This is a genomic window from Rummeliibacillus suwonensis (genome assembly GCF_007896435.1).
GTDB lineage: Bacteria > Bacillota > Bacilli > Bacillales_A > Planococcaceae > Rummeliibacillus > Rummeliibacillus suwonensis.
The window spans coordinates 229,994-244,904 of the sequence record NZ_VCBL01000001.1 but is presented as its reverse complement, the minus strand read 5'-3'; the positions used below and the strand labels follow the sequence as shown (position 1 = coordinate 244,904).

The following is a 14,911-nucleotide window of genomic DNA, read 5'->3' as shown; positions in this document are numbered from 1 at the left end:
GATCATGTTTAAAGGATAAGCCGGTTGCAAGTTCAATGATTTTAATAACGTATACTAACTGTTGCGATTCATATCTAGCTGACAAAACTTATGCAGAAAAATCTCTCCTTTCCCTCTTATTCATATAAATTGCCAAGGTCGGGTGAATACGATGAAATTGATCTTATCTAATATATGTAAAAAATATAAGAATACAGTTTTAAATCAAATATCTTTTGAAGTTGAGAGTGGTATCCTGGGACTTCTTGGAGAAAATGGAGCCGGAAAAACAACACTCATAGAGATCATTGCAACGCTAATAAAGCCAACTGATGGTACCGTTTATTATGATGACTTTACGTTTGAAAATGACTTATATAAAATTCGGCATCAGATTGGATATCTGCCGCAAAAGTTTGATTTTTTTCCGAACTTAACAGTAGAGGAAGCACTTTACTATATCTGTAAATTAAAAGGGATCAATAATAAAGAACAAAGAGCCATAGAAATTGATGAAAAAATACGACAAGTAGGGTTAGAGGAGCAGAAAAAGAAAAAATTTTGTATGCTTTCTGGCGGGATGAAACAGCGATTAGGAATCGCACAGGCATTGATTGGAAACCCTAAAATTTTATTAGTGGATGAACCAACTGTAGGACTTGATCCACATGAAAGAGTTGCTTTTCGTCAGCTACTTTCTAGCTTAGCGCAGGAGCGGCTGATTATTTTATCCACACATATTATTGAAGATGTAGCAATGACCAGTGATATGGTGCTAGTTCTTCATAAGGGCAAAGTAAATTACTTTGGGCATATTTCTTCTCTAATTGAATCAGTTCGCGGGAAAGTATGGCGTTATAAAGGAGATAGTATAGTAAAAGAAATACAACAGCAGGGCATTATTATAGGTTCACACCCAACAGATACTGGTATTGAAGTGCGATTTCTTGCAGAGCATAAGATTGCAAATAGCGTATTGGTTTCTCCTACACTAGAAGATGCGTATATTTATACCAATCGAAAGAGGGGTACAAATTGAATATCCAAATCTTATTTTCACTGAAATTATTATTGAAACAAAGAAGTATATTCGTAGCTATGCTTGTTCTACTTATCGCCGTCCCACTTATTCTTGTATCATTAAATGGAAGTGGGCTTTCTTTAAGGGAGGCATGGTATACCATATTGCATCTTCAAATGATCGTTGCGGTGTTAATTGTACCGATTATCCTACACAGTATTTGGAAAGGGAAAATCCAATTATTTGAAAAACAATTAATTCTTTATCATATACATAAACCCTTTGAATATTATATGGCTAAGCTATTTGCGGTGTGTTTTGTTATAAGCAGTATTTTAGTTTTATTTTATACGGTTTTTTGGTTGCTACTGTTTGATCAGATTTCTATCACTCTATGGTATTCCACTATCGTACAAATTATACTAACATTAGCGTTTGCGGTAGCTCTAGCTGGCCTTTTGTCACTTCTATTAAAACGAACAATATATGGGACGATATTAATGATTTTATATTTAATCATTAGCATTCAATTTATTCGTTCATCTATGTTTGCACTTTGGTTTAATCCAGACTTTATCGAACAGATGATGTTAGAACCTTCTTTTTTAATACAACGCTTTGCACTACTTTGCTGGATTATTATTTTACTTTTAACATCTAAAGCTCTATTTGTGCGACAGGTGGTGTCATCATGATTAGTCTATGGAAAACCTGGTTTGCTGTTCTTTGGAAAAGTGAACATCTTTGGGCCTATTATTTAGTCCTAATTGCCTTATTTATTAGTCAGTTATTTTTTACATTAAATGAACAGATGGCGATGATTCCATTTTACGGATTGTTTATCTCCGTCATGACATTAATAATTCTAAGACTACATAACCGATTTCATATGAAAAAGATAGTTCGCTCCATGTCTACTCATCCATTTCGGGAGGGATTACATCAATTCCTGTTTTGCGGAATCTGCGCATTACCAGCGATTGTTTTATTATTTGTATTAACAAAACGCTTGTATGCTCATACACCGAACAGTTTATTAATTTATTGTATAGTCCTACTTACACTCTTTGCGATTACTTTTGCTTGTGCCTGTGCAATACTACCTTTTAACTACGCTATGATTTGTTGTGTGCTTGTGTATTTTATTTTATTTGTCATGCATGGTTATCAACTTGAGCGTATTGTGTACATTGCCCCTACCTTAAATTTTATGTACCCTGATTATCCAAACATATCCAATATGATAGCCGTTACCCTAGTGAGTATAATCATGTTTTGCATCTATTTACGAGGATACTACGATTGGGAGCATAACAAGAAAATCCTCTTATATACAGTAGGAGGAATTTTAATCATAAGCTATTTATTCGTTCCTTTTAGTCAATGGCAAATCGAGAAGAAGATGGTTGCTGCTAATTATAAAGAGGTAGACATTCAACAAATCCCCATTCGATATAAAGGAATTTCTGAAAAGAATGCGATTCGCTATGGTCAAGTTGTAACAGATGTAATAGAGGTTATTCGCCAAAGAGGGATAAAGGTAGACGTTGAGGAAGTAGTGGTTACTTGGCAAAATGATATTCCAGCTGGCCCGAACGTTGAGCATATTATAGAGAAACAAGGTGGAAGCATCATGATTAATCCTTATTCTCCTAAATTTTTAGATTTTAATTATGGCTATAATATTGTTCGTGATCTTATTGGGCTTTTTGTAGAAAATGAAAAAATGGATAAAGAGATCGAACGACAAGTTATGTTAGAAAATAAAAATCATCTATTTACTCAAACTAAAATAAATTCGATTGTTCATAAGCCTGAATATAAAAAATAAGGGCACCTTTACTGAGTATGCACGATGAATAGCTATCTAAGAGGATTTATACCTTCGTATTAAATGATTGCATATTCTGTAAGTTAAATAAAAAAGTAGAAAACTAAATGATTTTAATATAAATAATTATGAAAATAAAATAGCGACATATACTTTGACTTCATCTTTAGCACCTTTTTATATAAGATCATTAAATTAAAGACTTCACCAAAGAAAGGAAGTACAAAATGATTTCTTTACAATCTATTGAAAAAAGTTATCATCTAAGTAATCAAACTGTTAAAGTTTTAAATAATATCAATCTAGCATTATATCCAGGAGAACTTTCTTACTTATTGGGAGAGTCTGGATGTGGCAAGTCTACATTGCTCAATATTCTTGGTGGTATTGATAAAGCCGACAACGGTGAATATATATTTGACGGAAAAAATGTAACTAATTTCAAAGAAAAAGATTGGGCATACTTCAGACGGAATAAAATAGGATTTGTATTCCAAACTTTTAATTTGATTCCGCACTTGACAGCACTAGAAAATATTGAAATGAGTATGATTCTAGACGGCTTTTCAAAAACAGACCGTAGAGCACGTGCCTTAGAATTATTAGAATTAGTGGGTCTTAAAGACCGAGCAAGTCATCTCCCCAATCAGCTCAGTGGAGGTCAAAAGCAACGCGTGGCCATTGCGCGGTCGTTAGCTAATAATCCCGATATTATCTTAGCAGATGAACCAACAGGTGCACTTGACTCTGAAAATTCTGAACAAATCATGAAAATTTTAAAAGAGGTTTCTCAGCAAGGAAAAATTGTGTTGGTTGTTACGCACTCACAAGAACTTTTACATTTTGCAGATAAAGTGATCAAAATGAAAGATGGTACAATAAATGAAGTTAAGCAAATAACAGTGAAAAATGATTCACCTATCCAAAAAGAAAAAATGAATTCAAATAAACCTAAAAAATTAAATTGGGGAACAACTGTTAAACTTTCTTTGCGAAATTTAAAAAATAAGAAATGGCGAAACACATTAACGGCGATTGGTGCTTCGATTGGAATTTTGGGAATTGTACTTATTGGAGCATTGGGAAATGGGATCAATGAAAAAATTAAAAATAGTTTAGATTTAAAAACGGCCAATTCTTCAATTGGTGTTTATAAAAAAGGAACTGAATTACTATCGCCCAAAGTTGCAGAAGAGATTAAAAAAGTGAAAGATGTTAAAGCTGTATATACATATAATCCCTTTTCAATTAGTATTGAATCAAAAAACGAGAAAAAAGAAACTGTTTCAGCAGATACTTTAGTACCTCCAAAATATAAAAAGATATATGGAAATTCTTATATAACAAACGGGAGATATCCTACTAAAAATCATGAATTAGTTCTTCCTGAACGCACTGCACAAAAATTATTTGGAAATAATCTAAAAAAGGCGATTGGGAAAAAGATCAAAATTGTTTCACAGCTCATGGCAATGAAAGGGATCTATCAAACTGTTCAAACTGAAGCAACAGTTACAGGTACTGTCGCTAACAGTGCTATCCCTATAACAGATTCAGCTGGCTTTTCATATCCTTTGGCAATGGAAGTAACAAACGAAAATCCGGAAACCCAAAATAAAGCGTTGCAATATACGGTTATCCCCTCTTCAATTGATAAAGTAGATTCTATTATTAATAAGCTTAAAACAAAGGGTTATATAGCTGAAACAGAAGAAGATAGTAATAAAGAAATTTCAAATTACGTAACAATGGCTAGTGTAGCAATTGGATTATTATCTGCTATCTCATTAGTAGTTTCTTCAATTATGATAGGTATTGTTCTATACGTTAGTGTATTGGAAAGAACACGCGAAATTGGAACATTGAAGGCTCTCGGTGCATTCAAGTCAGACATTAGACGTATCTTTGTAACTGAAGGCTTTATGATTGGTGCTCTAGGCGGTATTTTTGGTGTCATAGGTTCAATGATTCTGGGTAAATTAGCAAACTTTATTATTAAAGAGGGATTCAATAAACCTACGCTTCAACTATTTCAATTTGAAGCTTATCAACTTATTATCATTATCATATTTAGTGGTCTATTGGGTGTTCTTGCATCATTTATTCCAGCATTTAGAGCTTCTAAGTTAAATCCAGTTGAAGCACTTAAATACGAATAAAAAGGAGTAATCCAAATGAACAAAAAAATTAACATCATTATGATTATTTCCAATAAAATTTTATAAAAAATATTTTTACTGAACTTTAAAACTTAAAATTTTAAAGTTCAGTAATCTACGTTCCTTATCTACTTCTAAAAAATGGGCAAAAAAGCTCTTATTATTTTAATCTCAAACTGTTCATATTGCTTTTGGCGCAATTGTCAATAGTCATCCTTCATTTTACTTTCAATAATAGATGTTTTTTCTAGTATTTGATGGATAAGATGATCACGTTGAAATCGCTTGAGCCCTTCAATTAAATGACGTTACACCTATGTATTATCATTTTGAGCTAGCCTTTCTTTTATTTACTATAACCAAGTATGTAATCAGAATTAAATTAACCACTAAGACGATCATACTACCTTCAATTTTATAGGTGCCGCCTGATATGAATGGATTTCCCTGAAATGTACTTTTCATGAGATTTGGATAATCGCTCGCCAAAGAAACACCACCAAGTATAATCGCCCCAATTGTGTTCCAAATGAAATGAGCAATTATTGGCGCTACTATTGTGCCTGTATATTCTAATAATAATGTTACAAATATACTCATTGAAATCACATTAAGCACTGGGATTATACCTGCCTCAAATGTCCCGCCGTGCATCATAGAAAATAAAATAGTCGTTAAAACGGTGGCTACTATCACATTATATTGATGTTTCCATAATTGATATAGATAACCTCTCACCAACAATTCTTGCATCGCAACATTTAATAGTGATGCCAAAATCCAAATCCATATATCATCAATATTGTTTTGACCTTGTATATTCATTGCCTTTGTAAGTAAAAGAACAGCTACCACGGTACCAAGCCATAAGACGCCTATGACGGCACCTATTAAAAAATTTTTAAGAAATCTTGAAGCTATGGGAATCTTTATTTTACCCTTTTCTACTACCCATACAAAAATAACAGAAAATAAAACGACCGAAACAAGTGGTGTAAATTCCCACCATAGTCGTAATAATGCCTGATTATTGGTTTGTATATCAGGCGTAAAAGAAATTAAAACTGCCCATCCCACAAAAAAGATCACTGTTTTTAAAATTGTACTTATTAATTTTTTCATTATTGATTCCTCTCTAGTTACTGATTATTTGATTGAATTATACATTTCTCAAAATGATCCTTTTATGGAAGATCACTATATTATTTTTACCATAAAATTTCCTATAGGCAAAGTACATCAAAAGGGGCAAAATAGTGAAACTTTTTATAAACATCGCGGCTTAAGACCGGCTTATAATATAAAGTGATTAAAAATATCACGCGTGTTGATTTGACAAAAATTGGGGGTGTCTGTTTGGTATAGTTTTTGAAAAACTCTGTATTTTTAAGACCATTTATATAGATTGGAGCGGAGGCTTGCTCGACTCCTCGAAAATGCAAGCATTTCCTTCGTGCGGTGTGATTCGAGGAGGAAAATTCAATGTCCCGCAGGAAAAGCGAATAGATGAGACCCCGCAGCGTAGCGATTAAGGAACGGAGTCTAAGGGCGCCACGTCCTGTGGCAACGACTCCGTGACCAACATCCTGTTGCCCCAGCATTCGCCCGCAGGAAAGCGAGCAAGCCGTAGCGGAAATCAACAAATCCCCCTATTTTCATGGATTAAATTGGATAATCAACACGCCTGTAAAAATATAATACAAACCCCTACGTATTTTGAAAAAAGATTACACAAATACGTAGGGGTTATTTTTATATGGCGTTATTAAAAGTTTCAATGAATCTAAAAAATCATCGTAAAGTGGCTTGATTTCAATTATATATTTACAAGCGTGTCGATTAGGGAAAATTTAGGATGAATATTTGTTATAATTCTAAAAAGATCTGTATTTTAGGCTCCATTTCCATAGATTGCAGCGAAGGCTTGCTCGACTCCTCGAAAATGCAAGCATTTCCTTCGTGCGGTGTGATTCAAGGAAGAAAATTCAATGTCCCGCAGGAAAAGCGAATAGTTGAGATCCCACAGCGAAGCGATAAAGGGGCGGAGTCTAAGGGCGCCACGTCCTGTGGCAACGACTCCGTGACCAACATCCTGTTGTCGCCAGCGTTCGCCCGCAGGAAAGCGAGCAAGCCGGAGCGAAAATCAGCAAATTCGCTATATTTTATAAGAAAGACTGGATAATCAACACGCTTGATATATTTATGCAAAATAAAGTGATTTTAAATTTTCACCTTGTTATAGCAAGCCTTTTTCTCCTAGTCTTATTAAGTGGTTTTTAAGCGACATTTGTCTTTGCATATCACAAATAAATGCCCTAACAATTATCTGTATCTATCACTAAAAATATAAATAATCTAATTGAACTGTACTACCATTTTTTCAGGTCCTCTTGTATAAAGCCCTTTTTCGATCAGCTGATTATTTTCTTTTAATTTTATATTGTCTAGTTTATCTAGTAGAATGTTAGCTACCATCTCAAGTTGGATTAAAGATAGCGAAGCCCCTACACATGTATGGGCACCTTTTCCAAAAGCCAAATTCTGAGAATGCGATGTAAAAGGCTTATTTTTTTCCCCTCTATGGATATCAAATATATCTGGATTGCTATATGCTTTTGGATCTCTATTTGCAGAACCAATCATACAAATTATGACATCACCTTTTTTTAATGTTGTCCCTTTTAGATCAACGGTTTCATTAAGCTCCCTTGGGATAAATTGTACAGGTGAATGCAGTCGTAAAGTTTCTTGAATAGAGTTTTTAAGTAGTTTTCTATTTTCATATACTTGTTTAAATTTTTCCGGATCACTTAACAAATTATAAAAAAGATATGAAAGAGTTTTATCTACCGGCTCCGTGGCAGCCAATAAGATATTGAGAGTCAAAGCCAATATCTCACTATCTGTAATACTATTTTCGTCGTCTTTTGATTGTTGTAAGAGAGAAATTAAATCGTTCTCAGTAGAATTTTTTCTTTCTCTTATTATTGGCATCAAATATTGTTCTAATTTATCACTGCACTCTAAGGAATATTTGATTTCTTCTTCAGTAAGATTAAAGGAGGTTATAAACTTGGCAATACCATGATGCCACTCCCCTATAATTTTATGGTCTTCTACATTTAATCCAAGCAAATCCATTGAGCTTTGTACTGCAAACACTTTACCAAAATCATTTACCAGATCCATTTCACCTGTATCCATATATAGTTCAATAATATCATTAACTCTTTTAGAAATAAGCGGCATTAATCTTTCGAGGTTTTGCCCAGTTATTCCTTTCAAAATAGTAGCCTTCTTCGATTTATGTTCATGCCCAGTCATTTGAGCCAATACTCTATCCTTCATTACAGGTTCTGCCCTTTTAGCCAAAGTTTTAGTAGTAAAAATCTCATCATTTTGAAGAATATATTCCACATCTTCATATTTGCTAGCAAAATATGCATTAATTTCTTTTTCAAAATGAATAGGGTCGTTTTCACGTAAATAATTAAAAGTATCTATTGGATTTTTTTCGTAATCAGGATTAAAAATACTATAATCTTTTGTTTGCATGATTTATTCCCCCATATCTTTTAAAGTGATGTAGCCTTGTGTATCGCTAAGTTTCAAATCGAACTCATTATTATTAATTTTTTCACCAAGCTCCCAATCTGTATGATAAGACAGAATGGTTTCTTTAACATTGAATATAGGTGCTGCGTTTAGGAAAAAAGGTAATTCGGCCAACACATATTTTGCAGCATATTCAATTTTTTCTTTTGTAATGATATCCTCCGATACACCCATATTTCTTGCTTTGCTTTTCATCGCTTGCTCAGACATTTTTAAACATGATTCTTTAAAATAAGGGTCATTATCAAAACATATAGAAGCTTCTTGATATAAATTTTGATATACATTGTTATCCTCAAAGTCCGAAAAAGTATAAATGCAATTAGGATCACAATTATTTTTAATCAAGGATTCTTCGCAAAATCGTTTTTGCCTATTCAATTCTTTTCGTACTTTTCTACCAGCCTTTAATTCGGGTACTCCCAAACCTTCAAGTATATTTACCGATTCTTTTCCTGCCAATAATACAGTTATATTAGCGAAGTTCTCGTTTGCCCATGTAATAAGCTTATCAATATAGTCTTTTGAATACTTACTCGTAAATGGACTGATTCCTAAAGTGATATGCTCTTTAGTCTCGTATATTCTTTCTGAATTTTCTGATAAAAAATCAACTTCAAAGGTTTTTAATGCAGCAACTTCCATAAATGCTATAACCCCTCCCTATTATTAAAGAAAAATTAAAGTTATCCGGTTAACAATTAATAGGTTAACAAAAAATATAATGGAAATCAAGGATATTTTTAGAATTGACAATCAATTTATTTTGTTGTTTAATATTGTTAACCGGTTAATTATTTCCGATGGTCTTTACACCGCTTTTTCATAAATGAACTAATTCCTAAAATGATATGCTTATAGTCTCATATTCACTTGGAATTTTGTTATGAATCATCAATATAATGTAAATAAAAGATAATTTTTTATTGACAACCAATTCATCTTAGTGTTTAATATTGTTAACCGGTTAATTAAATGATATGGTCTTTACAATAAGGACTCGTAAATGGACTGATTCCTAAAGTGATATGCTTATCGTCTCGTGTTTGTTTGGATTTTTGTTATGAATCATCAACATAATGTAAATGGAGAAATCGTTTTTTAATTGGCAATCAATTTATTTTAGTGCTTAATACACTTAACCAGTTAACAAAAAGGAGAAGAAGGATTATGGCAACAAAAGAAATGGTTATTCAATCTTTGCAAAATTTTATTATCGAAAGAGAAAATTCTAATAAAAAAAGGATATATGAAAAAAGTGAAAATAATGAATTTGATTTATCATTAACCCAATTTCACATTATAGAAGTTATTGATAAAAATAAAAAAGTAAACAATAAATTATTATCCGAAGAGCTTAATATTTCAGCACCTGGCATATCCAAGGCTATTAAAAAATTAGTTTCTTCAGAGCTTGTGGATGAATCTTATCTAAAGGATAACAAAAAGGAAAGATATTATTCGTTAACTCCAATGGGTCAAAAATATGCCCATGTTCATGAGGAATTGCATCAAAGAGCTGTCAATAAATACAACGAGATTTTATCTCATTATACAAATGATCAGCTTGATACAATTGTTGATTTCCTTGATAGTATGACGAAAAGTCTTAAAGAGTAAAAGGAGGAAAATATAATGCATCTTGCAGAAGAACGGTCTTCCCATTCTATACTGTTATTTTTCTTATATTTCTTGTCTTTCTTCGCTTCAGTCATTCAAAATATTTATACACCGATTATTCCTGAGCTGCAATCGGTTTTTGATGTTCCCTTATTTTGGATCAATATTACGGTAGGTGGCTTTATTTTTATCGTAGCTATCATGCAAATTATATTGGGAAAATACGTTGATTCTCAAAATCAAAAGAGAATGTTCATTGTTAGTTTATTTATTATTTTAATATCTAATATCATTTGCTCATTCACGACAAATTTTGTCGTTTTTAGTTTATTCAGACTGGTGCAGGCAATCGGCTGTGGCATGCTTCCTTTAATTAGCATTACTTTAATTGCTAAACTAACTGAACAAAATAGTCTTTCCAATAGCATGGCTAATTATCAAATATTTTTATCATGTGCTCCAGCTATTGCCCCTTTAATTGGTGGTTTTATCGGCGATAAATATGGCTACTCAGGAATTTTTTCACTTTTATCAATCATTTCACTCATCTTATTGGTCATACTATTTATACTCAAATTACCTAACATTCAGAAAGAAAACTCAAATAAAACGAGTAAAGTACATTATGCTCAATTTTTCAAAAATAAAAAGTTTTGCTTAATCATATTATTCGGGTTCTTTGTATTTTTTGCTTACTTTTCAATTTTAGTTTATTTACCGGTGCTACTAAGTGGTACTTATCATATCTCTACTTCAATTATAGGCCTACTATTTCTACCAATGACTGTTAGTATGATACTAGGCAGCCTCTTTTATAAAAAGATCGCTAAAAAAATCATGTATAGTAAAATTTTAAATTCATTATTGATTGCTTTCCCGATCGTTCTACTTTTATTTGGGTTATTACAGTTCTTAAACTTATTTGTTGTGGCTATTTTAACTTTTTCACTAGGTTTCTTAGTCGGAATCGCGCCCGCTTTAATGTCTACAATCATTTCAACCCTATTTACAGATTTGAAAGGCGCAGCTTTAGGTTTATTCAATTTTATTAGATATACAGGAATGACTTTAGGAGCCATTAGTATTGGGCTATTTAGTACGCCACTAACAACTATCTATTTTGTCATTCTAGCGGCCATCTTTATGATTATAAGTGTTTTCAATTTTTATAAAACCAATAAAGAACTTAAAATAGCTTATGCCACTAAAAATCAAACGAACTCTCATCATAATTAAATGAAGAGGCTCAGCTTTTGAAGGTGTTATTCTACGGATATTGTATGGCAGAAAGCAACCTGTACCAGGCTAAGGAACAGGCTGCTTTTAATTTGTTTCTATATGGAGGCACTAATTCAGTTTTATTATTAGTAACTAGTTATTACATAAAAACTCTACTACGGTAAGGACGGAGTTTAATAAAGCCTTTAGTTAGAATATAAAGATTTTATCAGTAAGTTCGGCTTAAACTTTTTAATAATCTACTGTTACTATCATACAGCGTATATATGTAAATTTTTGAAATAACTTTAATGAAGCTTACTTATTTAGGCCCTGAAATATATCTTTTAGTTCTATTAAATCATTAATGACAAAATCAGCTTGAGAAAGCTCCTCTTCTGGAGCAAAGTCAAAATGACACCCAATTGAAATTAAGTCATTGTCCTTAGCAGCCTTTATATCTGATAAACGATCTCCTACCACTGCTCCCTCGTGCATATCAAACTTATCTAGAATATATTTAACTAATTCAGATTTATTTAATGATTCAATTTGTTGAATGCTAAATGTTTCCGTAACCCACTTATCTAAATGATAATAACTAACAATGGTTCTTAAATATTGAGTTAATCCATTACTGGCTATAAATATAGAACAATCAATCTCTTGTAGATATTCAAAAATTTCTTTTGTGTTAGGATATAATGTTCCTCTTCCTCTTCTTATATTCTCCACTAATCTATCTAAAAAATATGAATCAACTTGCTGTCTTTCCTCAATGGAATGGTTAGGTAACAAAGTCTCCCATGCTTTCGGTAAAGGTACCCCCATAATTTCTCTGTACTTTTCAATGGGCGTTCTTGTATTCCATTTATTTTGAGATCTTAGAAAATCAAAGGTATCTTCAAGTGATAATTCTAATATTTTATCTGTTTGAAACAATGTTCCATCCATATCAAAAATAACGGCTTGATACACTGTTCTTCTCCCCTTTCCCGACGAATATTTTGCTTATTGGACAAAATTTTTGTAGCAATAGCAATGTCATTTTATTATGTGAGATGATTCTTTCTCTACTATGAATTGTTCTTTGGGTGGATATTATAAAGGATTGTTCGATTAATTCCTTTTAAAATGTCACCGTAGCTAATAAATACAACTAATAGAAATAAGTTGAATAATGGCTTTTATATTAGGTAAAAGAAAAAATAGCTTCTTATGGATATAAGATCCACAGAAGCTATTTTAATCAATCTTTATTTTAAATGATCAATTTTTTTATAAAACACAACAAATGTAGCTTTGAAATAAAGTTTGATCAAAGATATGTAGCAATCGTTGATTTTATAATAGAAGAAACCCACGCATTTTGAACAAAGATTGATCAAAATGTGTGGGTTTAGTTTTGGTGTTATAGATGTTTTTATAAAAAAGATTGATTAATTTAATGTATCCAGGGCTTTTTATTACCCATACTTGATATTCATAAACTACCTTTGTGATAGCTAAGGAAGGCTTTATCCATATTAGGGAATGATCTTTTCAAAAGGTTCATCAATATATGTAATAAATTAGCAATCTTTATTATTTGATTGTAAATATTTACAACGGGCGAACTAAACCTTGTGATATCCCTTCACGAACACTTCCACATATCTCTCTTGTTTGTTGTTCATCTTTATCCATGTCAGCAAATTTATTAGATGCTTTTATTGTAAATATCTTTAAATGATTTTTGCTATGATTAGCAAGTTCTACTTTGTTATAATCTTCGAAATCATCATATTGAGCTATACATTCTAAATATGCTTCGAACACCACTGTATCATCAAAATATAAATCGTTGGTAAAGCTATAATGAGTATCGTTGGTAAATAAATATTTATAAAGCTTCTTTACTAAATTAAATTGTTCACTATCTAAATCAAACCATTCTTCAGATATTAATTTTTGTTTATATGGTTCACTCTTTGTTTATTGCAAAATAAAAGTACAGAGGTTTGCGAGAAATTTGTGCAGAACTCAACTGCATAAAAAAAGGCTTGCCAGCCCCATAATAATTCCCTACTGTATTGATTGAGAGACCACAACAGTAGGAGGACATGAAAGGATGCTAGCGATGCCTGAAGTAAATTATATCAAACATTTAAGAGAAGAAGAAGATTTATCTATAAACGAGATTGCAAGAAAAACTGGTTGTAATTGGAGGACTGTTAAAAAATACGCAGATGGAGAAAGTTTTCAAGAAACACTCAAGTTCACTAAAAGAGGAATGATGTATGAGGAGGGGTTCGGAGAAATTGTTGACTGTTGGCTTGAGGAGGACATGAAACTCAAGAGAAAAAACCGAAGAACTAGCAAGAAGATCCATGAAGAACTTAGAAACAACCATGATTTTAAAGGTTCGTATCGGACCGTATGCGAATATATCCAACACCGAAAGCCCCAACTCAAAGCAGCCAAGGTTGAAAGACATGAGCGTTTAGAACACCCTCCGGGTGAAGCACAAGTGGACTTCGGAAACATGACTGTGGTAAAAGACGGAGCGTATAAAGATGTCAAAGCCCTAATCTTGAGTTTTCCACATAGTAATGCTGGATTTAGCTACCCTCTTCCAAGCGAAAATACGGAGTGTTTCCTTGAAGGGCTAAAGGAGTTGTTTCACCAGGCTGGAGGGGTCCCAACCTATCTACGTATTGATAACTTGTCTGCGGCAGTAATTTCAATTGGCAAAGGGGACAAACGGACCTACACTGACGCATTTTTGAGATTCAAGTGCCATTATGGTTTTGAAGTGCAGCCATGTAATCCGTCAAGCGGGCATGAGAAAGGAAATGTGGAAAAGAAGGTTGGTTATACAAGGAATAATCTATTTACAACAGCACCGATAATGAAGAGTTTTCCACAATTAGCGGACTGGTTGAAGGAGGGAATGGAAAAGGATCGGCAACGCCTCCACTATGAAAAAAATGTGTTGATTGATGAGTTGTGGAAAGAGGATAAAAAACATTTGAAAGCCTTGCCTTTAACGGATCTTCCGATTTATTCTGTAAAATCCACAAAGGTTAATAAATATGGGGAAATTGAAGTTGACGGTGAAAAAATTGTTATCCACAAAGCGAAAATGAAACAAGGATTGGTCCTCAAAATGGAATGGGATCGATTCACCTGTTTTACGAATGGCGGAGAAATTGTTTACCAGGAAGACCGCCCTTATATGAATACAACAAGAGCGATACCATGGAATGATATTTTAATAGATTGGGAGAAGAAGCCTCGGTCTGTCAAGTATTCACGATTCTTTAAATATTTGCCTGAGAGGGTTCAAGCGTATCTGACGATACACCCGGAAGAAACCCGAGCAAGGGTTAAAGGTATAAAGAAACTATTAGAGAAGCATACACTAGATGATATTCACTCCTCTCTGGAAACAGAAGAACGGCTTGAAAGAGCTCCACATGAACTGGG

Annotated in this window: 11 protein-coding genes and 1 pseudogene; 7 read left to right on the top strand and 5 right to left on the bottom strand. The window is 32.9% G+C overall.

Going from position 1 to position 14,911, the window contains the following annotated elements; translation table 11 throughout:
- Window positions 1–151 precede the first annotated feature (151 nt).
- The 4 genes from FEU33_RS01110 (at window position 152) to FEU33_RS01095 (ending at window position 4,990) form a co-directional block, all read left to right on the top strand.
- A complete protein-coding gene (locus FEU33_RS01110; protein ID WP_146547622.1) occupies window positions 152–1,018 on the top strand; it encodes an ATP-binding cassette domain-containing protein in 867 nt (288 codons plus the stop codon).
- The gene (locus FEU33_RS01105) at window positions 1,015–1,695 is read left to right on the top strand and encodes a hypothetical protein (protein WP_146547621.1); all 681 of its coding nucleotides are present in this window, start codon (window positions 1,015–1,017) and stop codon (window positions 1,693–1,695) included. The genes FEU33_RS01110 and FEU33_RS01105 overlap by 4 nt, the downstream gene beginning before the upstream one ends.
- Window positions 1,692–2,831 (top strand): hypothetical protein, encoded by a 1,140-nt coding sequence (locus tag FEU33_RS01100; protein ID WP_146547620.1) that lies wholly within the window; start codon window positions 1,692–1,694, stop codon window positions 2,829–2,831. The genes FEU33_RS01105 and FEU33_RS01100 overlap by 4 nt, the downstream gene beginning before the upstream one ends.
- 227 nt (window positions 2,832–3,058) lie before the next feature.
- Window positions 3,059–4,990: an ABC transporter ATP-binding protein/permease gene (locus FEU33_RS01095; RefSeq protein ID WP_146547619.1), complete on the top strand. Its 1,932-nt coding sequence runs from the start codon at window positions 3,059–3,061 to the stop codon at window positions 4,988–4,990.
- 324 nt (window positions 4,991–5,314) lie between these two features.
- Here the strand turns inward: FEU33_RS01095 and FEU33_RS01090 are convergent, their stop codons facing one another.
- The 3 genes from FEU33_RS01090 to FEU33_RS01075 all read right to left on the bottom strand — a co-directional run bounded on the left by FEU33_RS01090 (window position 5,315) and on the right by FEU33_RS01075 (window position 9,250).
- On the bottom strand, window positions 5,315–6,112 hold the full coding sequence (locus FEU33_RS01090; RefSeq protein WP_146547618.1) for a CPBP family intramembrane glutamic endopeptidase: 798 nt from the start codon (window positions 6,110–6,112) through the stop codon (window positions 5,315–5,317).
- 1,233 nt (window positions 6,113–7,345) lie between these two features.
- Window positions 7,346–8,545 carry a cytochrome P450, cyclodipeptide synthase-associated gene (locus FEU33_RS01080; protein WP_146547616.1) on the bottom strand — a complete coding sequence of 400 codons (1,200 nt, stop codon included), beginning with the start codon at window positions 8,543–8,545 and terminating at the stop codon, window positions 7,346–7,348.
- A gap of 3 nt (window positions 8,546–8,548) precedes the next feature.
- The gene (locus tag FEU33_RS01075) at window positions 8,549–9,250 is read right to left on the bottom strand and encodes a tRNA-dependent cyclodipeptide synthase (protein ID WP_146547615.1); all 702 of its coding nucleotides are present in this window, start codon (window positions 9,248–9,250) and stop codon (window positions 8,549–8,551) included.
- A 525-nt stretch (window positions 9,251–9,775) separates the two neighbouring features.
- Here FEU33_RS01075 and FEU33_RS01070 point away from each other — a divergent pair.
- Window positions 9,776–10,225 carry a MarR family winged helix-turn-helix transcriptional regulator gene (locus FEU33_RS01070; RefSeq protein ID WP_146547614.1) on the top strand — a complete coding sequence of 150 codons (450 nt, stop codon included), beginning with the start codon at window positions 9,776–9,778 and terminating at the stop codon, window positions 10,223–10,225.
- A gap of 15 nt (window positions 10,226–10,240) precedes the next feature.
- Window positions 10,241–11,461: an MFS transporter gene (locus tag FEU33_RS01065; RefSeq protein ID WP_146547613.1), complete on the top strand. Its 1,221-nt coding sequence runs from the start codon at window positions 10,241–10,243 to the stop codon at window positions 11,459–11,461.
- 300 nt (window positions 11,462–11,761) lie between these two features.
- Here FEU33_RS01065 and FEU33_RS01060 read toward each other — a convergent pair.
- Both FEU33_RS01060 and FEU33_RS01055 read right to left on the bottom strand, forming a co-directional pair.
- Window positions 11,762–12,454, bottom strand: a pseudogene (locus tag FEU33_RS01060) (HAD family hydrolase); the annotation flags it as partial.
- A 591-nt stretch (window positions 12,455–13,045) separates the two neighbouring features.
- The gene (locus FEU33_RS01055; RefSeq protein WP_146547611.1) at window positions 13,046–13,261 is read right to left on the bottom strand and encodes a hypothetical protein; all 216 of its coding nucleotides are present in this window, start codon (window positions 13,259–13,261) and stop codon (window positions 13,046–13,048) included.
- Between the two features lie 292 nt (window positions 13,262–13,553).
- Here FEU33_RS01055 and istA point away from each other — a divergent pair.
- The coding region (gene istA, locus FEU33_RS01050) for an IS21 family transposase (protein ID WP_244950949.1) at window positions 13,554–14,911 on the top strand (1,358 nt) is incomplete at its 3' end.

What these genes read in the sequence shown, in the direction of transcription:
- FEU33_RS01065 (WP_146547613.1), top strand. Translation starts at nt 10,241, where the DNA reads ATGCATCTTGCAGAAGAACGGTCTTCCCATTCTATACTGTTATTTTTC.
- FEU33_RS01080 (WP_146547616.1), bottom strand. Translation starts at nt 8,545, where the DNA reads ATGCAAACAAAAGATTATAGTATTTTTAATCCTGATTACGAAAAAAAT.
- FEU33_RS01075 (WP_146547615.1), bottom strand. Translation starts at nt 9,250, where the DNA reads ATGGAAGTTGCTGCATTAAAAACCTTTGAAGTTGATTTTTTATCAGAA.
- FEU33_RS01070 (WP_146547614.1), top strand. Translation starts at nt 9,776, where the DNA reads ATGGCAACAAAAGAAATGGTTATTCAATCTTTGCAAAATTTTATTATC.
- FEU33_RS01090 (WP_146547618.1), bottom strand. Translation starts at nt 6,112, where the DNA reads ATGAAAAAATTAATAAGTACAATTTTAAAAACAGTGATCTTTTTTGTG.
- FEU33_RS01100 (WP_146547620.1), top strand. Translation starts at nt 1,692, where the DNA reads ATGATTAGTCTATGGAAAACCTGGTTTGCTGTTCTTTGGAAAAGTGAA.
- FEU33_RS01110 (WP_146547622.1), top strand. Translation starts at nt 152, where the DNA reads ATGAAATTGATCTTATCTAATATATGTAAAAAATATAAGAATACAGTT.
- FEU33_RS01095 (WP_146547619.1), top strand. Translation starts at nt 3,059, where the DNA reads ATGATTTCTTTACAATCTATTGAAAAAAGTTATCATCTAAGTAATCAA.